At 48.0% G+C, this 17,753-nt stretch carries 16 protein-coding genes; 9 read left to right on the top strand and 7 right to left on the bottom strand.

Going from position 1 to position 17,753, the window contains the following annotated elements:
* Nucleotides 1-131 precede the first annotated feature (131 nt).
* Nucleotides 132-3,257 carry a CBM35 domain-containing protein gene (locus CAFE_RS16035; protein WP_156991185.1) on the bottom strand — a complete coding sequence of 1,042 codons (3,126 nt, stop codon included), beginning with the start codon at nt 3,255-3,257 and terminating at the stop codon, nt 132-134.
* A gap of 50 nt (nt 3,258-3,307) precedes the next feature.
* Nucleotides 3,308-6,067, bottom strand: a complete 2,760-nt coding sequence (locus tag CAFE_RS16040; RefSeq protein WP_156991186.1) for a glycoside hydrolase family 66 protein — start codon at nt 6,065-6,067, stop codon at nt 3,308-3,310.
* A gap of 475 nt (nt 6,068-6,542) precedes the next feature.
* Between CAFE_RS16040 and CAFE_RS16045 the strand changes: the two genes are divergently transcribed.
* From CAFE_RS16045 to CAFE_RS16070, 6 genes are all read left to right on the top strand, one after another.
* Nucleotides 6,543-6,839 (top strand): alpha/beta fold hydrolase, encoded by a 297-nt coding sequence (locus tag CAFE_RS16045; protein ID WP_156991187.1) that lies wholly within the window; start codon nt 6,543-6,545, stop codon nt 6,837-6,839.
* Between the two features lie 83 nt (nt 6,840-6,922).
* Complete coding sequence (locus CAFE_RS16050; RefSeq protein ID WP_156991188.1) at nt 6,923-7,789, top strand: NAD-dependent epimerase/dehydratase family protein; 867 nt, start codon at nt 6,923-6,925, stop codon at nt 7,787-7,789.
* 127 nt (nt 7,790-7,916) lie between these two features.
* Nucleotides 7,917-8,522, top strand: a complete 606-nt coding sequence (locus CAFE_RS16055; RefSeq protein ID WP_156991189.1) for a helix-turn-helix domain-containing protein — start codon at nt 7,917-7,919, stop codon at nt 8,520-8,522.
* Nucleotides 8,523-8,637: 115 nt separating this feature from the next.
* A complete protein-coding gene (locus tag CAFE_RS16060; RefSeq protein ID WP_156991190.1) occupies nt 8,638-9,420 on the top strand; it encodes a phosphatase PAP2 family protein in 783 nt (260 codons plus the stop codon).
* Between the two features lie 224 nt (nt 9,421-9,644).
* Complete coding sequence (locus CAFE_RS16065; protein WP_156991191.1) at nt 9,645-10,091, top strand: GNAT family N-acetyltransferase; 447 nt, start codon at nt 9,645-9,647, stop codon at nt 10,089-10,091.
* 152 nt (nt 10,092-10,243) lie between these two features.
* Nucleotides 10,244-11,221 carry a serine hydrolase domain-containing protein gene (locus tag CAFE_RS16070; protein WP_156991192.1) on the top strand — a complete coding sequence of 326 codons (978 nt, stop codon included), beginning with the start codon at nt 10,244-10,246 and terminating at the stop codon, nt 11,219-11,221.
* A gap of 125 nt (nt 11,222-11,346) precedes the next feature.
* On the opposite strand, the gene CAFE_RS16075 is transcribed toward CAFE_RS16070, so the two are convergent.
* Nucleotides 11,347-11,991 (bottom strand): flavin reductase family protein, encoded by a 645-nt coding sequence (locus tag CAFE_RS16075; RefSeq protein WP_156991193.1) that lies wholly within the window; start codon nt 11,989-11,991, stop codon nt 11,347-11,349.
* 276 nt (nt 11,992-12,267) lie between these two features.
* Nucleotides 12,268-13,179 carry a helix-turn-helix transcriptional regulator gene (locus CAFE_RS16080; protein WP_066649225.1) on the bottom strand — a complete coding sequence of 304 codons (912 nt, stop codon included), beginning with the start codon at nt 13,177-13,179 and terminating at the stop codon, nt 12,268-12,270.
* Nucleotides 13,180-13,431: 252 nt separating this feature from the next.
* Here CAFE_RS16080 and CAFE_RS16085 point away from each other — a divergent pair, with 252 nt between their 5' ends.
* Genes CAFE_RS16085 through CAFE_RS16090 form a run of 3 tightly spaced genes read left to right on the top strand, consistent with a single transcriptional unit; the run spans nt 13,432 to nt 14,383 of the window.
* Complete coding sequence (locus CAFE_RS16085; RefSeq protein WP_066646015.1) at nt 13,432-13,662, top strand: helix-turn-helix transcriptional regulator; 231 nt, start codon at nt 13,432-13,434, stop codon at nt 13,660-13,662.
* A gap of 14 nt (nt 13,663-13,676) precedes the next feature.
* Complete coding sequence (locus CAFE_RS20725; RefSeq protein WP_407926821.1) at nt 13,677-13,835, top strand: hypothetical protein; 159 nt, start codon at nt 13,677-13,679, stop codon at nt 13,833-13,835.
* A 41-nt stretch (nt 13,836-13,876) separates the two neighbouring features.
* Nucleotides 13,877-14,383, top strand: coding sequence for a hypothetical protein (locus CAFE_RS16090; protein ID WP_066646016.1), 507 nt, complete (start codon nt 13,877-13,879; stop codon nt 14,381-14,383).
* Between the two features lie 160 nt (nt 14,384-14,543).
* Here the strand turns inward: CAFE_RS16090 and CAFE_RS16095 are convergent, their stop codons facing one another.
* From CAFE_RS16095 to CAFE_RS16105, 3 genes are all read right to left on the bottom strand, one after another.
* Complete coding sequence (locus tag CAFE_RS16095) at nt 14,544-15,368, bottom strand: carbohydrate ABC transporter permease (protein WP_139104085.1); 825 nt, start codon at nt 15,366-15,368, stop codon at nt 14,544-14,546.
* Nucleotides 15,369-15,373: 5 nt separating this feature from the next.
* Entirely contained in the window at nt 15,374-16,240 is an 867-nt protein-coding gene (locus CAFE_RS16100; RefSeq protein ID WP_228725018.1) for a carbohydrate ABC transporter permease, read from the bottom strand.
* Nucleotides 16,241-16,311: 71 nt separating this feature from the next.
* Nucleotides 16,312-17,649: an ABC transporter substrate-binding protein gene (locus tag CAFE_RS16105; RefSeq protein WP_156991194.1), complete on the bottom strand. Its 1,338-nt coding sequence runs from the start codon at nt 17,647-17,649 to the stop codon at nt 16,312-16,314.
* Between the last annotated feature and the right edge of the window lie 104 nt (nt 17,650-17,753).

Raw genomic sequence — 17,753 nt, forward strand, 5'->3', positions numbered from 1 at the left:
ATGCCCCGCAGCCGCGCTGAGTACTGTTTCAATCAAAAGCTAGAGCCGGGCATCTTTACAATGCCGGCTCTAGATGGATCTGAATTAAATTTACTTTTGAACTTGCTTATGGATTTACAAGTGCTGTGTTTTTATTCAAAGTTTCCGTAAAGCCAGGACTCACTGCTGCCGGTCAGCCGGTAATTGAGCCGGGCCGTGTCCTGATCGAGATAAGAACCGTTCTGATATTTTTCCAGTACGACCGTAATGTGTCCCCATGCATCGTTGGACGGAGAGCCGATTTCAGACCGTGGAATTACCATTTCGATTCCGCCGGTTGCGGTGTCCCACTGCGGTGCAATGACGGAAGAGATAGTTTTGTTCAGTGACCAGTTACCGCCGGATACGGTGTATTTGTTGTAAGCAGAATCCGTGTTGCTCCGGGTAAAGAGGAACGCCATATTTCTTTCCAATGAGGAATCATGAATGGTTTTGGTCGATGTACTTGCGCTGTTGCTGAAATCCTCCGTATAAACGCTGACTTTAAAATTATTCTGTGAGGAGCCGGGGAGAGTCCCTGCTTCGTTGTTGATGCGAAGGTAGAGGTTATTCGCATCGTTGCTGATGTAAACCTTTTTAATATCCGTTTGGCTGTCCGAAACAGCGGTATCGCCGGGAGCATCCGCATAATAGGGGACGTATTGATACTGGCTCCAGTCTCCGCTTGCGCCGCTGGTTACGCTGATGGATTTGTAGCAGCCGGAATTGTTTTCAGAGGCGTAAACCCGCATATCGTAGTTGTTCGCATAGGCCAGACTTGCCAGAACAAACGAGGCGGCCGTAACCGGCTCGCTGGCCGTGCTGACACAGGGGGCCTCCGTCACGTTGCTTGCGGACTCTCCGGTTACCATCCATCCGGTGGCGGTTCTGTGCTTGAACCATTCCAGCATGTTATATGCTTTGTCCGGATTCCCGGAATAGATTTGGTAAACCGCGTCCCACATCGTCATCTGGGGCCACGACGGAGAAGCTTCCAGCGCCTCGTTGCCGCCCGGGCTCCACTGAGAGGTGTAATAGAAGGTGTCGCCGGAATATCTGGGCAGCCCGTATACGTCGTGAGCGAGGTCGGTTTCCAGCTTGGAAATGTGACGCGACGCCCTTGAGGAGTTCACGTCAATCGCGCCCAGCGCGAACAGAATATTGGTGGACGAGTCTTCCAGGGTGTTGTTGGAGAGGTCGGAGTTTACGCATCTGTTATAGTATCCTTTGGAAACATTCCAAAGGCCCTGACTGCTGTCATCGCGGTTGATCGCCGTCAGGATGGAACTGCCCGCGCCGTTGTAGCTGTCCGTTAAGGCGGCGTTGCCCATAGCTGCAGAAATCAGCGCCGCGCTTTTCAGACCCATGGCATAGGCTGCCTGTGTATAGGTGTAGTATTCGGAAGTGTCGCCCTCTTCCCAGATACTCTTGTCCGCAGGCCCAAATCCGGTGCTCTGGTTGATATTGTTCATAATATAATTCGCTGACTTTTGCACTGTGGAATAAAGAGCGGAGAGGAACGACTGGTCTCCTGTCAATTTATAATGCTGATAAACGCCGATTAGAAACATGCCGATGGAATCGTTTTCAGGTTCTACGAAATTCTGATTGGTGTTGTCCCATAATCCATAGCATGTGTGGAAGGTGCCATCCGAATTCTGGCGTGCCGCAAGCCACTTCCAGTAGGTTTCGGCCTCGTCGGTAAATCCGGCGGCGTCTAGTGCCATTGCCGTCACGGCGGAATCTCTGGCCCAGATTTTATAGCCGTAATTAACAGGATTTGTCGTTGCCGGCATGGCTCCGTCACCGGTAGAGCTTCCGGGGCGGATCGAATTTTTAATCATAACCAGATTCCTTTTGTAGAGAGCAGTCAGGTCGGAGTCTGAGAGGGAAGGAACGGTTTTTCCGCTGAACCAGTTCTGGTAATCGCTTGCCGTTTCTTCAAACCAATCGCTGCCGCTCCGGGAGTTCGCGGTATTGCACAAAGCCTGAATCTCATTCAGGGAGGCGCCGAGCCCCAAGTAGAAATATACGTATTGCGTGCCGCCGGCGGGAATTGTCACCGTTTGCTCAAATGCGGCGGAAACGTCCTGCGCAGAGACACTGGAGTTATTTTTGAGCGTGCCGCTGCCGTCAAAGGTATACCAGGGGGAGCAGGTTTGGCTGGAGGTGCTGCTGTCGGTATCGTTTGCCGCCTGATAGTAGCTTGGGGCCGCAAACGCTCCCAAAGCCAGATAGGGCTGGGAAGAGGCGCTCCTATTTACAATGATAGCTTTCCTGGAAGAATCGTAGCTTGCTGAAATTGTGTTGGAAGTGCTGTTGTTGGGGTGGAGCATATCAAGAACGCTGTAGGTTGCGCTGGAGGATCCGCTGTTTTTCAGCGCATAGCGCGTTACGATCAGGTTCTGATTCGGAATGGTCGCATAGTCTCTTGAAATCTCGATGGAAGGCTGGCTGCCGTCGTATTTCAGATAATTGGTATGTAAAATACCGTCCTCGTCAAAATAGCCTTCCGAGTCGAAATTATGGGTCTGGTCATATTTGACATTGTTGATTTCATCCCGGAAAAAGCCTGCGTAATCCTGAATCTGATTTTGGGACCAGTTGCCCGAATATCTCAGTTCGGAAAGGCGGGGGCCTTTTCCGCTGGAGGTGTCGGTGTCGTACAGCTTGCTGGCCTGCCAGATCGACATCATATTGTTCCAGTTCGAGGTGTACAGACTGCGCACGGAAACATGCTTAGGGGTCACAACAAGATTGTCAAGATTGATGTATCCGTCCGAGCTGTTTTCCACCGCAACTTTTACCGTGTGTGTACCGGAGGAAAGCGCGGTTCCAACATCCGTGGTGTTCCATATGTCCCAGCTTCCGGTGTCGGCGAAGTACGCGTTGCTGATAAAATTGCCGTCCACGTAGATTTCACGGACGTTGGTTGCTCCGGTATAATTCGTATAACGGAATCGAAGAGTAGTGTCTTCAGCGGTTGAAATGTTTATGGTAAATTGGACGGAATCGCCGGTATCGCCGAACCCGTCGACAAAGCCGGAGCCGGTATAACCGTTATGGTTCGTATTGGTGGTCACGTTGTTTAGCGATGCGGTTTCGGCTTCGTACTGGTTTTCCGTGTAAATTTTTGCTTCTGCGGCCGATTTCGGCAGCCATCCGAATCCGGCGAGCAGGCTGAACGCGAGCATGGCTGCGGTTACGGACTTTAACCTTCTCTTGTTTGCCAGTTTCATTTTCTTTTCCTCCTTGTTTTTTGATTTATCATGAATTCGCCGGTTGGATTTCAGGAGCTGATTTCAATATGATCCAGGTTAATGTATCCCTCGTATCCGCTTGAAACCAGCAGCACCAATCGGTGCATTCCCGCCCTCATAGAAACCTGTTTTTCAGATTCCTGCCAGGTGTTCCAGTCTGCGGTTACCGGAAAATCCACTTCTCCTTCGGAAGCATTGTCCATAATCAGAAGGCGTTTGCATTCCGCCGCGGTTGCGTTTGAATATCTGAACTTTAAGTTGTAGTACCCGGTGGTCGGGACATCAAGATCAAATGTTACGGAAGAATACATGGTTCCATACGAATCCACAAATCCGGTTCCCGTGTATCCGGGGTGGTCTGTGTTGGTTGACACGCCGGAAAGGATGGAGCTCTCCGCTTCAATGATGGACGGGCAGGACTCCGAACCCCATTTCAGGTAGATCATATCCCAGTATTCCAGGGATGGAACCGTAAACGTAACGTATTTTCCGTTTGAATCTGTTGAGACCGTATAGTTGAGGGCCGTGGATATCCCTTCGTCCGTATCCGGAGAAGCAACACTGACGCCGGCAACGGATTTGTAGGTCGGAATGTAATATTTTACGGTCAAATTTGTCTTTTCGTCAGGCGCCGCGGCTGCATTCCTCCAGTTTGTATCGGTTTCGGCAGTCATGTTGATGAGATGCAGAATCCCGTAATCGTCGCCTTTGTTTTTCGGGATAAACCAGATCTTGCCTGCTTCGCCGCTTCCGGACACGGCTTCGCCGCTGATACTGATGTTCTGAAGTCCGCCGTCCGACGGGATAATATCCGGGTCATACAGCAGATTCTCGTATGCCGTGATGAAATTGTACTGATTTTTCATCGCCGTTCTCAGGTTGTCCCTCATGGACTTATACGCTTTGGGGTAATAGGGATGCCCCAGCATGACGGCGTCGCTGTAGCCGGAGGAACCATTGGCCATGGAGAGACCGGAACCCATTTCAATATGCATGGCGCCGGAAGCGGCCAGCACCGCGTCCGTCAGGCGGACGGAATTTGAATCGAAGGTTCCCAGCGTGATGCTGTCAAGACGGATATCTCCACCCGCATTGTCGCTGTCCTGCTGAATCCGGATCGTGTGCGTTCCCTGCGTCAGGTACAGCGTCTTTGGCGTTGTGAACGACGATTCGGCGGAATACTGATACCAGCTTGGGTCGGCGGGGATCAGCCCGGTTCTTGTGCTGTCAAAGTTTGCAACCATTGTTTTGGTTCCATCGACATAAATGCTTTTTTGGGCTCTGGTATCGGTTCCGTTGGAGGCAAGGAACACAAGAGAATAGGTCCCTGTTTCAGGAGCCTGAACGGTATAGGAGGAGTAATCGCCTGTTTCGTCGAATCCGGTGACATAGGTTACGTTGTTTTCCGTCCCGGAATGGACGCCGCTGAGAGTGCCGCTCTCGGCCTGATAAGTAGTCCCGAGATTATCGTACTGGTTCATATACGCGGCGCAGACCATCGTCTTGCCGCCGTCGTTTTTTCTTTGCCAGTCGATGTAGTTCTTCAGATCGTTATAATTGCTGCAGTTTTCCCAGATTTCGCTGAACGGGAAATCTGTATTCGCGTTTTTGATAATATCGTTGGAAGAAAAATCATCGTTGGGAGACGCGGCTCCATTGACCGCGTTCATGGTGATATAATTTTTACTGCTGTTGTTTGCCGTTAAATTTTGCTTGATTTCATTCACATAGGAAGAAAAGGAATTTGCCAAATCGACGGAGTTTCCCGAGTAGTCGTAGTAATTGACATTGCCCCAGAAATCACCCATCTGATCGAGTTGAATCCCATCGAACCCAAATGTGTTAACGGCCCCCGTGTACTGACTGGACATGAAATTTCTCCAGGACTCATTAAAGGGATTGAATACAAAAAGAATCGGGAACGGCTTTCCCTCCAAAGGAAATATAAATTGGTCGATACGATTCAGAGAAGATGGATTGTTGGTTTCGTAGCTGATATTATGATTGAGATTTTTGTACAGTCCCCATTCCTTGCTGACACCGTAATTTTCATATCCTTCCCGTGCCATATAAACCATTTGATAGGCCATTGCCTTTTGATTCAGATTATGTCCGGCGTTAATCCTCTGCAAAATGCTGGCTTTTGAAATGGTGTTCCCGAACATGTCCTCCCAGGTGACCGCCGTGTCCGATGGAATATCCTTTTCATGGCGCCACATCCAGTCGTAATACTGAACAAGGTTGATATGGTAATCCCTTGCCAGTTCCTGCATCAGGGAAGTGCTTTCCGTTTCGGATTCTCCTACCGGAAAATCGACGCTGTACCCATAACGTGGATATCGGGAAACATCGGAAGAAACGTCGATTGCCGTTACTTTGGTGCTTCCATTCCCCAGCGACACCCGTACCAGATATCCGGTGTAGTCGGCAGAATCGCATTGCCATGAGAGATTGTGTCCGACTGTTCCGCCGGCTGCTACGGTTACATTTTCACTGCTTTCCCAGACCTGTTGGTTCAGATGGTAGATCTTTGTAGTGACGGTCTGTTCGATACCGCTTCCGGTGCTGTTTTTGATTTTTGCAGTGAGAATGGCGGTGTCTCCCGGCTGATAACAGGCTTTATCCGTGTAAAGATCAATGATTTCACCGTAAGCCGATGGGGTTGAGCTGAGGGTAGTCTGTTGCTGAGATACGGAGGCTGCCGACTCAGCCGCGTAGACGGTGCCGCCGTTTGAAACGATTACGGCACAGGCCAGAGTCAATGACAAGCAAGCTAGAAACCTTTTCAATCAAATCCTCCTCCTTTTTTACACTCCTCTTTTCTGATAAAAAAGCACGCGTAACACTTCCTTCCATAATTTACATTTATTTCCATATTCATTATAACGCAAATATATTTTGGTTTAAATTCCTATTTTTTTAGATTTCAGTTCAATTTTTTTATATAAAAATTAAAATTTTGCAATTTATTCTTGTGATCAGTAAAGGATAAAGCTGGATGAAGAAAAGAAATGTCCGCTTCCTATAAATTGCACCATTTAACGCGAATCGGCTCTGCTTTGATCTCCCTTTCTAAACTTCATGATTGTATTTATTTCCGCTGAGAGATATAATGTGGAAGAAAAAAATTCTGATTATTTATAGCATGGGATAGGTTCTTCCAACAGAAAGACTGCGTTGAATCGGATTGTCATGGCCGTAATAGATTTACAGGCTCCATACCGTGTATTTCATATTTTGGGGCAATAAAATGAACAAAAGGCCTTGGATAAGCAGACATTCGTTGAGGTAATGCTGAATATGGCCGGAAGCTGTCTACATGAGGATACGGCATATCGGTTCCGCCAGCCGGTGCTGCTGCTTTGCGGTGTCGATGACAAATTGGGAAACATTAGGAAGGCTGCGGAGCCTTGGGCAAAAGAAGACAGAAATTGTTATTTGCATATGATTGAACATGCAAATCATAACTCCAATCAGGACAACCCTACTCAAGTTAACCGGTTGATCGCGGGTTTTTTGGATCTGAATCAAACTTTTTTTCGCGAGCAGGAAGAGTTGTGAAGGAGATTTGAGATCAGTCGATTGCACTGTTTCTTTCGCTCCGAAAACATGAGAAAGCCACCGCACCGGAAAAGGGGAACAGAATGAATGTATTAGTATTGGGCGGCACAAGATACTTTGGTGTACATATGGTTGAAGCCCTTCTTCAAAAAGGGCATCAGATCACGATTGCCACCAGGGGGTTGAAAAAAGACAATTTCGGCAACAGGGTTCGGCGGGTTGTTGTTGAGCGCACATCACCCCGAAGCATGGCGGAAGCATTCTGCGGCAGATTTTTTGACGTAGTGTGCGACAGCCTTGCTTACTGCTCCAACGATGTGAAATATGCGTTGGATTCCATAAGCTGCAAACGCTATGTGATGACATCCTCGGCGTCTGTGTACGATCTGCATGTCGATACAAAGGAAGGCGACTTTAATCCTCTTGTAAAACCGTTGAAATGGTGTAACAGAGCGGATTACCCGTATGATGAAGTCAGACGACTCGCAGAGTGCGCCGCGTTTCAGGCATACCCCTCGCAAAACACAATAGCCGTCAGATTCCCATTTGTGATAGGACCCGACGACTATACCAATCGACTGTATTTTTATGTCGAGCATATTGTAAAGGGGATACCCATGTTGATTGACGATATCGATGCGCAGATGGGATTTGTCAGTTCAAACGAAGCGGGCCGTTTTTTGGCTTTCTTAGCAGAGCAGGAGTACACAGGCGTCATGAACGGAAGCAACAGCGGAACAATATCATTACAGGAGATCATTCAGCATGTGGAAGAAAAGACAGGCAAACAAGCAATTCTATCAAATCATGGGGATAATGCTCCCTATAACGGCGGAGTGGATTATAGTTTAAATACCAAACTTGCGTCAGATTTAGGTTTTTGTTTTTCTCCAATCAGACCATTTATCTATGATCTGATTGACAGGTACCTAGAACTCGCCGGAAAGTAAAATACGATTTCCCAAGAAGTTTAATGAATAGACTTTAGGGAAATCCAGTGATTTGCACGCTTTTTAAAAACCGCAAATTGCTTGTGCGAAAAAAACTCAGTACACATCGGAAGCGAGGCGCAGCTCAATGGAATTCAATGAAAAATTGCAGCAATTACGAAAACAGAAAAATTTGACACAAGAGGAACTTGCCGACTCGCTCTATGTATCCCGCACGGCGGTTTCCAAATGGGAATCCGGGCGTGGATATCCCAACATCGATTCCCTCAAAGCGATTTCAAAACTCTTTTCCGTATCCGTTGACGAGCTGCTTTCCGGCGAAGAATTGATAACGCTGGCGGAAACGGAAAGCAAAGAAAATGCAAAAAGCTTTTCCGATATGGTTTTCGGAATACTCGACTGCACAATGGCCCTGCTGCTTTTTCTGCCGTTCTTTGGGCAGCAAGGAGACGGTATGATATACACCGTTTCGCTCATTGCTCTCACGGATGAACCAAACTATATTCTCGTTCCGTATTTTGTGCTTGTGTCGCTGACGGTTGTGTTTGGAATTGCGATCCTTGCTTTTCAAAGCTTTCATAATCGTATATGGGTAAAAAGCAAACTGACGGTTTCGCTCATGCTCAGTATTCTGAGCGTGCTTATCTTTGTCAGCACCCGCCAACCTTATGCAAGTGTATTTGTGTTTTGCTTGCTTATAATCAAAGGCGTTTTGCTCGTAAAACAGCGGTGACACGAATCGTGTCACGACTGTGACGCCGCGATACTTACAATTTTCTGAACCTTCATGATAGGCTGATATCGGACTTGAAGTCTGGATAACACCAATTAGGAATGGAGATCAGAAAATGAAAAAAAGCAATCGAATCAATTTTGCAGTAACAGGAGCCTTGTTTTCCCTTTTCGTGATACTCACAATCATGCTCATGTATGTGGATGTGAAGCCTGTAGGGCCGAAGGGTTCTTATGTAGGGTTGGCAACTCTGAACAAATGGATGTCTGAACGGCTGGGAGTCAATATGCTCCTGTACCACATTACCGACTGGCTTGGCGTTGTGCCTGTTTTGTTTGCCTTGGGCTTTGCGATCCTGGGGCTGACTCAGCTTATTAATAGAAAGAGTCTGAAGCGTGTGGATTACAGCATTCTCGTACTGGGAGCGTTTTATCTGCTTGTGATCGGGGCTTATTTGTTTTTTGAGTTCAATATCGTAAATTACAGACCGGTTCTTATTCAGAACGTTTTAGAAGCGTCGTATCCTTCTTCCACCACACTGCTTGTCCTATGCGTTATGTCCACGGCGATCATGCAGTTCAACCGTCTGATAAAGGGCAGATCGGCAAGAATTGCCATTAACGCGGTTTGTGCCGTCTTTGTTGTCATCGCTGTAGTCGGGCGGCTGCTGTCAGGAGTTCACTGGCTTACCGATATTCTTGGCGGTGCGCTGCTGAGTTCCGCGCTTGTTATGCTGTATGATTCGGTTAATACATTTATTGAAATTAAAAAAAAACCGCTGAGGCAGGCCCGGCCCCATAAAGAGCGTGCGCGGTCCGGAAAAGCAAGGATTGCGCATAACGACAGACAATTTCATGGAGTGAAGGCACCGTCTGTGGAAAAAGTGCAATTTGTGTGAGGGACAATTCGGAATATTGGTACCGTCATTTAAATGCCGACCACTTGGCTACAGCATTTCCAATTTAGATTGCAAATATGGACATATCCTTCCTCCGCCGAAGGAGGGGGAGGGATATAAGTAAATTCTACAATTCAACTGGAATTGCTGTAATATGATTTGCCTGTCATGCACCGTAATTCTTAAGGCTTTATGTTTGGAATAATAAGTTCTGGAGGATGAAAATGATTTACAGAAAGATGGAAGAAGCTGATATTCAAAAAGTTATTCCGCTGTACATAGAATACTACAATTATAAGGATAACAGCTGCTGGACGAAGGAAACCACCTATAAACGCATTCATCAGGTTTGGAGCAGAGAGGATTCTCATTGCTTGGCTCTTGAAAATAATGAAGTCATAATCGGCTTTGCGATGGGTTATTTTGAGCAGTATGACGATCTGGTCGCTTACGATTTGATTGAGATTGTGATTGCACTTGCCTATCAAAATAAGGGATTTGGCACTGCTTTGATGTTGGAGCTTGAGCGGCAGGTAAAAAGCATGGGCGCGTCGATGATTCAGCTGCAGGCCGTAAACGATGAGAAACATAACCGGTTTTACGGCAGGTTACAGTATAAAGACGTCGGCAATCTGATTTTAAAAGCAAAATGGCTGTCAGGAGCGGATTAAAAATATGGGCGTCTCCGGTTGTTGGAAAGGTCATGACGGACGATTTTCAAGTTTTTTAGTTTATTTTAAAATGCCTCTTGCAATCTTTTTTAAATGGACTTACTCTTTATTTCAAGGATATCCTTCATCAATGAAAGGAGAAAACTGATTGCATGAAGCAGGAAAAAATTGAAGAGCTTGAAAAGGTGATTTGCGCCGAGTATGGCAATATCGCGGGCATTCTTGTGCAAAAAAGCGGAATGAAATTATACGAAAATTACTGGAACGGATACACGGCCGGTCATGCTGTCCACGTGGCATCGGTGACCAAAAGTGTTGTTTCCGCGTTGATTGGCATCGCTATCGAGCAGGGTTATATTGAAAACGAGGATCGGAAGGTGTTGGACTTTTTCCCGGATTACACGGTGAAAGCGGGCGAAAGAACAATACAGAACATTACTATCAGAAATTTACTTACCATGACGGCCCCGTATCGATATCAGACGGAGCCCTACGAAAAGTTCTTTACAAGCCGGAACCCGATTCGGGACGCCCTCGATTTGTTAGGCGGAGACGGTGCCATCGGAGAATTCAATTATTCCGCCATCGGCGGAACTCATATTTTGTCGGGAATCCTTGTAAAGGCGACAGGGCGGTCCGTGCTTGATTTTGCTGTTGAAAATTTATTCGCGCCACTGGAAATGAAAGTGCCGCGCAATGTGGTGCTGCGTAATAAGGAAGAACATATCGCTGTGATGAACGATAAAAACACCAGCGGCTGGGCCGTTGACGCGCAGGGAATCAACACGGCGGGCTGGGGCCTTTTCCTGACGGCTGAGGATATGGCGAAAATAGGCCGGTTGTACCTGAACGGCGGAGTATGGGACGGCAAACAAATTGTTTCGGCTGGGTGGATTGCTGAGAGCACACGGGAACATAGCCGATGCGCCGAATGGGGAAATCTGGCCTACGGCTATCTTTGGTGGATCCTTGACGGCGACAGCTATGCGGCTCTGGGTGACGGAGGCAATGTAATCTATGTGAATACAAAGAAAAAAATGGTGATTTCCATTGCTTCGCTTCTTATACCGGATGCTAAGGATCGAATCGAACTGATTCAAAAATATATCGAACCGATTTTTCAGGATTAAAAAACGGTAATCCGTTTCCGGATTGCCAAAACCGACGGGCCGCGAAACAATTTCGTTGTCTCGCGGCCCTGCTATTTGGTTTTGATTGGATTTCATCGGACCGATGCCGGCGGACGGAAGATGAATCAGTCCGTCCGTTTCACAATTTGCAAATGTGCAACGGCTGAACCGCTGCCCTGACCTGTCACGGGATGTTTTGGCGAATGAATATTGAACATAAAACCATTTGAACTGCAGATTGTTTCAACGTCATGGCTTTCTTCCACGACCGCGTGTCTGACCCTGCCGACAATCATCGCGTTAATGCCTTTTCCCGAAAGGTCGGACGCGGTTTCAAGCGTGCATTCGTAGCACAAGAAGGCCTCTCGGATTCGGGGCGGTTTTATTGTCGTTGCCGGCTCGGCGGTAAAGCCCCCAACAGCCAATTCGTCCGTATCGTCATCATTCTGCTCGATGGTTTTCAAGCAGCGGTCGTAATAATCCGGATTGAGGAAATTGATGCAGAATTCCTTGTCGCGGAGAATATTACGGTAAGTATGCGTACTTTGCATCAGGCCGGACATGACGGCAAAAAAGCCGCCGCCGTCGCCGGAAAATGTGCTCCACGCGTGCAGGCAGGCGTTTGGCTTTCCGTTTTCTTTTCGTGTCGTAATCAAAAACAGGGCGGAGGGGACGCCGCACGCAAACTCAAGATGGGAAAACACGTCATACTGACCTTGCCATTCTTCCGCAAAGGTTGCGGGCCGATTTTCGTCAACTTCAAATCTCATTCTTTTGACTGCTCCTTCCATTTGACATAAAAAAGTTTGAGCGGTCTGAAAGGGGACCTACAGCAATTCCAGTTGAATTGTAGAATTTTCTTATGTCCCTCCCCCGCCGAAGGCGGGGGAGGGACATGTCCGTATTTGCAATCTAAATTGGAAATGCTGTAAGGAGCGCCCTGATGGACACTCCGGTTCCCGGCTTCGGTCTTTTTACTGGATCTTAGCTGACCGCTTCTTACTGATACAGAATACCACATCAATCCTGACAACTGTATGTCAGCTTCACTCGTACTGCTTTAAAATTATTTTCGCTTCTTTCCGAACAGCGTCGGCAAGGCTTTTGGGGGATAGAACTTTCGCGCCTTTCCCCAGCCCTAAAATGGTTTTTACCATTTCGTGTTCATTCACATAATCCCATTTGGCAAGAATGCGATGATCAATAATTTCGTAGGAATCCGGGCCGTATTCATCCACCGCCACGTATTCGAGACTGCGGTCCAGCAGAAGGGTCGCGTATCGTTTTGTTTCAGGATCGGACAGAAACGCATCAAGGTTCAAACTTTCTTCGGGAACGTCCCGAAACTGAAAGGAATCGTCGGTCATTTCCAGATGTAGCAGACGGCTGAGCTTAAACAGCCTGAAATCATCGCGCAGACGGCAATAGCCGAACACATACCACGCGGACCATTTGAACGTAATCAAATACGGTTCCAATTCCCGCTTGGTTCTGCCGGTTTTACTGTAATATTCAAACCGCACCGCTTTTCTCGTCAGGATTGCGTCTCGAAGCAGAGCAATCTTGGGCGCGAGATCATTTTTATAAAAAGAGGCCAGATCGATGATGATTTCATCCTTGAGTGAAATAAAACGATCGGGTTCAGGGGAAAGCTTCGCGATCAGGGAACGGATGGACGGGTTTGACATCACGCTTGAAAGACTTTTCAGTCCAAGTAAAATACTCTGCATTTCCTCCCGTGTGAGCGCGCTTTTATCCAGCGTGAAGCCTTTCTCAATTCCGATTCCGCCGTCTCCTCCCGGGTAGGTGATAATTGGGATTCCGGCTTTCCCGATATCCTCAATATCCCTGTAAATGGTACGCAGCGACACTTCGAACCGTTCGGCAAGATCTTTTGCTTTCACTTTATTCTTTTGTGTAAGGATCGTCAGGATTCCGAGTAAACGGTCGACCTTCATGACACCACTTCCATTTCTACCGGTATCATAGCAAAGCTGTCATGAGAATGTCAACTTAATTGCCTCCCCGCAGATCCGTTTTTCGGTTCAAAAGGCATGATGCGAAATCCAATTCTCTATTCTAAAAGAAAGAGATGTATGGTATAATTTTCTAAAACACCGGTCCGTTTTTCCTTTCCATGCTTGAATATTTTACGGTTCGGAGATCGAAAAGCAGGGTAGGGTTTTGGATGCGGAGCAAGGAGTAACAGCGTGAAAACAGATCGGCTTCTGGAGATTATTATTTATCTTCTGAATCACGAGAAGGTCACGGCGAAACAGCTGGCAAACAAATTCGACGTTTCTGTCCGAACAATCCAGAGAGACGTTGACAGTATTTCTTTAACCGGAGTTCCGATTTTGGCCGCGACGGGCCTTCATGCAGGGAGGACTCAATCGCGGAGCTTGAGGAGTATTTCCCCGGGGAAAGAAAAGAACGGCTGAATGACGGAAATTATTTGCTGCATCTGCATGTACCGCCGCAGGAAAAACTGTGGCAGGCTCTGCTTCTCAGTATGGGACGCAAAGTCAGAATTTTAAGCCCGGAATCTTATCGGGACAGGCTGGTTCGTACCGCGGCCGGATTTTTATCAAACCATGACATGCTTATGTCATAAATGTTGTGCTATGATGAGGAAAACCTGAAGGAGTGATTTTTATGAATTCATTTGGCACGGCGCTGATCGCCTCTCAAAAAAGCGCGGTGATTCCGGAAGAACAAAACCTGTTCGGACAGTTTGTCGGCGATTGGGATTTTGACTGGTATGACAGGATCGGAGCGCATGCGGGAAGGCATGTCAAGGGGGAATGGATTTTTGCGTGGGTGCTGGAGGGCACCGCCGTTCAGGATTTGTTTATCTGCCCCTCGAGAGAGGAACGGCTGGTCAACAGCCAGCCTGATAACGAGTATGGCACGACAATCCGAATCTACAATCCCAAAACCTGCGCATGGGATATTTTCTATGGCTGCACTGGGGAAGCCACCCGGCTGGAGGCTCGGAAAGAAGACGATAAAATCGTACTGACGGAAATCGGCGACAAGAAAATGAAGTGGATTTTTTCAGAGATTACAAAAGATTCTTTTCGCTGGCAATGCGATGATACGGAAGACGGCTTGACCTGGAAGACTTACCGGGAGCTTTTTGCGGTGAGGAAAAAAAGATAAGAACCATTTCTTAACGGTTCATATCCAATCAAATAGAAAAGAGAAAGCTCGGCATCAAGTGGGAAACTTGAAGCCGAGCCTTTTCTATTCACAGTTGAAACGGCTGCCGATCATTTTCGGAAAATCCAGGCTTTGCCAACCTGCGACAGGTACGGAAGCGTCATCCTTTTACAGCCCCGGCGGTCAGGCCTTTCATCAGGCTTTTCTGAAAGATCAGAAAAGCGACGATCACAGGAATCACGGCAATCACGGCCGTCGCGGCCATCAGATTCCAATGCGCGCCGGCAAACTGCTGGAAATAAACCGACAGCGCCTGGGGAATGTTATGCTTTTTCGTATCCTGCAGGAAGAATACCGCTTGGGCGTAGTTGTTCCAGATGCCGAATCCGTTCAAAATTATAACGGCGGCGACGGATGGCTTGAGCAGAGGGAACGTGATTTTCCAGAAAACCCGGAACCAGGAGCATCCGTCGATAATCGCGGCCTCTTCAATTTCCCTTGGCAACGACTTTACAAATCCCGTAAAGATGAAGACGGAGGAGGGAAGAGCGATTGTGGCGCAGACCAAGCTCATTCCCCAAAGCGTGTTGATTGCGTTCAGACGGATCATCAGAGCGTAGAGAGGGACGGTGTTAATGATTCCCGGAATCATCATGCAGCTCATGAAAAGCCAGAACACAAACTTGTTGAATTTATAGTCGAACCGGGCGATAGTGAAGGCGGCCATTGCTCCGAAAATGAGAATGATCGCCAGCGATTCCACAGTGATGACAGCGGAATTGACAATCGCCGTTCCAATGTGGGATTTCTGCCAGGCATCAATAAAGTTCTGAAAATAAAAATCCGGTACGAACAGATTTCCCTGATAAAAGATCCGCTGAGGCTTGTTGAGAGACAGAATCAGAAGAATATAAAACGGAATCAGACAAACGGCGCAGATCAGAATAATTGCCAGATGTTTCATGAAATTGACTGCAGAATTCAAACCGTTCACTCCTTTTCCCGCGTCAGCCGCATCGAAATCATGACGGGAATCAAAATGATAAAGAACATGATGATCGCCACGGCGGTGGAATACCCGGTTTTGCTTCCGTAGCACATACGCATGATATAAATGCTGAGGGTTTCGGTGGCGTACCCCGGGCCGCCGTCGGTCAGAGCCATGACGATATCGAAGACGGCAAGGGAACCGATAATGTTTGTAACGACGTTGATCCGAATAGACGGCAGCAGCATCGGCATGGTGACATAGCGAAAGCTGTCCCAGAAACCGGCTCCGTCGATTTTCGCGGATTCGTACAGCTCATCGGGAATGCTCTGCAGTCCCGCCAGGTAGATTACCATGGTCATACCGGCGTACTGCCATACGTTTACAAGAACAAGCACAACCATACACGCGGTGTAATCCCCAAGCCAGTTCCCGAGAAGCGAGGATTTTCCGATCAGATCCAACGCGTGAAAAACAAATCCACGGTCCGGCTGCAGCAGCATGTACCAGATGTACCCCATAATCAGAGGGCTGATAATGGCGGGCAGATAGATCATCACGCGGGCAATGCCTTTTCCCTTGAATTTTCCATTCATTAAAAGCGCGTACCCAAGACCTACCAGATTTAGCAGCGGCGCGCTTCCCAACGCAAAGATCAGCGTGTTTTTAATATCCGCAATGGCCCTGCTGTCTTTAAAAAAATCAAAGAAATTCCGCAGGCCGATAAAATTAGCTCTGCTGATGCCGTCCCAGTCCGTCAGGCTCATCCAGATTCCCTGCGAAAGCGGATAAAGAAAAAACACCGCGAACAAAAGAAAAGCGGGAACGGCCATAAAAGTGTGCAATCCAATTTTTTTTGTTTTCATCATACCGGCAGATAACCCCTTTTAAAAAACGGGGGGGTATCTTTTAAGACACCCCCCGCGCAAAATGTCTTCGCTTATTTCATGCCGTCGTTCCAAGCTTTTTCGTACGCTGTGGCAAAGGTTTCCGGCGTGTATTTTCCGCCGAGCAGGTCCTGCACCATACGGCCCGCGTCGTCACCGGAGAATCCGGCCGGCTTTTCATTGGTGAAATCGATGTTGGCGGCGGATTTCAGGGCGGTGGTGACCTCATTTGCCAGAAGCGCCGGCGCCCAGTCGGCCTGAACATCCGTGAAGGCGGAGGGAGCTCCCGCGGCTTCGCTGTATTTTTTCTGGTTTTCCGGTTTAAACAGATAATTTAAAAATTCGATGGCCTCCGCTTTGTGCTTGGTCGTGGCGGAGATGGAATAACCGGAATCCTCCGCGCTTAAAATGACCGATTTGGATTTCGGCATATAGGATGGATAAGGAGCAAAGCCGATTTTGCTCACGATATTGGGATCGGCGTCCGTCAGGCTGGAGAGGACCCACATCCCGTTGCTGAACATGGCGGCTTTTCCGGTGACGAAATCCTGCACGCAGTTGTCGCTGGTCGCGGTCAGCACGTCGGAGTTGATCAGGCCTTTGTCCTTTAGGTCCAGCAGGTCTTTTGCGAACACGGCCATGGGGCCGTCGGCGGCGCCGAAGTTCAGCTTTTCCTTGTCGTTGTCGAGCATCGCTTTTCTCGCGCCGACCGTTCCGAGCGTCTGCTTTATGTACCCGTGCGGAATGAATTCAATCAGGTGGCCCAGATGCCACGCTTCTTTTCCGAAGATAAACCACGGGGTCACGCCGGGTTTCTTTTGCTTGATGGTTTCCAGATTCTTTTCGAATTCTTCCCAGGTGGTTGCCTGCTTTAAACCCAGCTCGCTGAAAATATCTTTGTTGTAAAAGAATCCGGCCATTGTCATGTTGGTGCAGACACGGTACTGCTTTCCGGTTTTCACATCGGTGCAGTCGGCCTTCATCGCGGCGGAAAGCCGGCTCCACCAGTCCGTCTGGTCGGACAGGTCAAGGTATTTGCCCTCATCGACGTAACCCTGCTCGTAGGTCGTCATGATGTCGGGTACCTCGCCGGAAGCAAACTTGATCTTGATGATGTTACTGGCGTCCTTCTGGTATTCCTGCTCCACCGTGATCTTGTCCTGGGACGAATTGAAATCATTGATGATTTCATTCATGACATCGATGGTTTCGATTTTGCCCGTGAATAGTTTCAGGGTTACTTTTCCCCCGGAATCCGACTGCGAGCCTGCTTCGGAAGACGCGGCTCCCTGAGGCTGGGACGACGCGGAGGGGCTGACCGACGTAGCGCATCCGGAAAATGTTCCGCCAAGAAGCGCCGCACTCAGCAGTACGGCTAAAAGTTTTTTCAATGAAAATTCCTCCTTTAAAATTCAACTGCCTCCTTTTTAAGAGTAACATGTTTGCAAAGAAAAGAAAATTCCCGCTTTATTAGATAATAGTTTGAGTTTTTTGG

Source organism: Caproicibacter fermentans, assembly GCF_009746625.1.
GTDB classification, from domain to species: Bacteria; Bacillota; Clostridia; order Oscillospirales; family Acutalibacteraceae; genus Caproicibacter; species Caproicibacter fermentans.

What these genes read in the sequence shown, in the direction of transcription:
- CAFE_RS16065 (WP_156991191.1), top strand. Translation starts at nt 9,645, where the DNA reads ATGATTTACAGAAAGATGGAAGAAGCTGATATTCAAAAAGTTATTCCG.
- CAFE_RS16090 (WP_066646016.1), top strand. Translation starts at nt 13,877, where the DNA reads ATGAATTCATTTGGCACGGCGCTGATCGCCTCTCAAAAAAGCGCGGTG.
- CAFE_RS16080 (WP_066649225.1), bottom strand. Translation starts at nt 13,179, where the DNA reads ATGAAGGTCGACCGTTTACTCGGAATCCTGACGATCCTTACACAAAAG.
- CAFE_RS16050 (WP_156991188.1), top strand. Translation starts at nt 6,923, where the DNA reads ATGAATGTATTAGTATTGGGCGGCACAAGATACTTTGGTGTACATATG.
- CAFE_RS16100 (WP_228725018.1), bottom strand. Translation starts at nt 16,240, where the DNA reads ATGATGAAAACAAAAAAAATTGGATTGCACACTTTTATGGCCGTTCCC.
- CAFE_RS16035 (WP_156991185.1), bottom strand. Translation starts at nt 3,257, where the DNA reads ATGAAACTGGCAAACAAGAGAAGGTTAAAGTCCGTAACCGCAGCCATG.
- CAFE_RS16075 (WP_156991193.1), bottom strand. Translation starts at nt 11,991, where the DNA reads ATGAGATTTGAAGTTGACGAAAATCGGCCCGCAACCTTTGCGGAAGAA.
- CAFE_RS16055 (WP_156991189.1), top strand. Translation starts at nt 7,917, where the DNA reads ATGGAATTCAATGAAAAATTGCAGCAATTACGAAAACAGAAAAATTTG.
- CAFE_RS16060 (WP_156991190.1), top strand. Translation starts at nt 8,638, where the DNA reads ATGAAAAAAAGCAATCGAATCAATTTTGCAGTAACAGGAGCCTTGTTT.
- CAFE_RS16070 (WP_156991192.1), top strand. Translation starts at nt 10,244, where the DNA reads ATGAAGCAGGAAAAAATTGAAGAGCTTGAAAAGGTGATTTGCGCCGAG.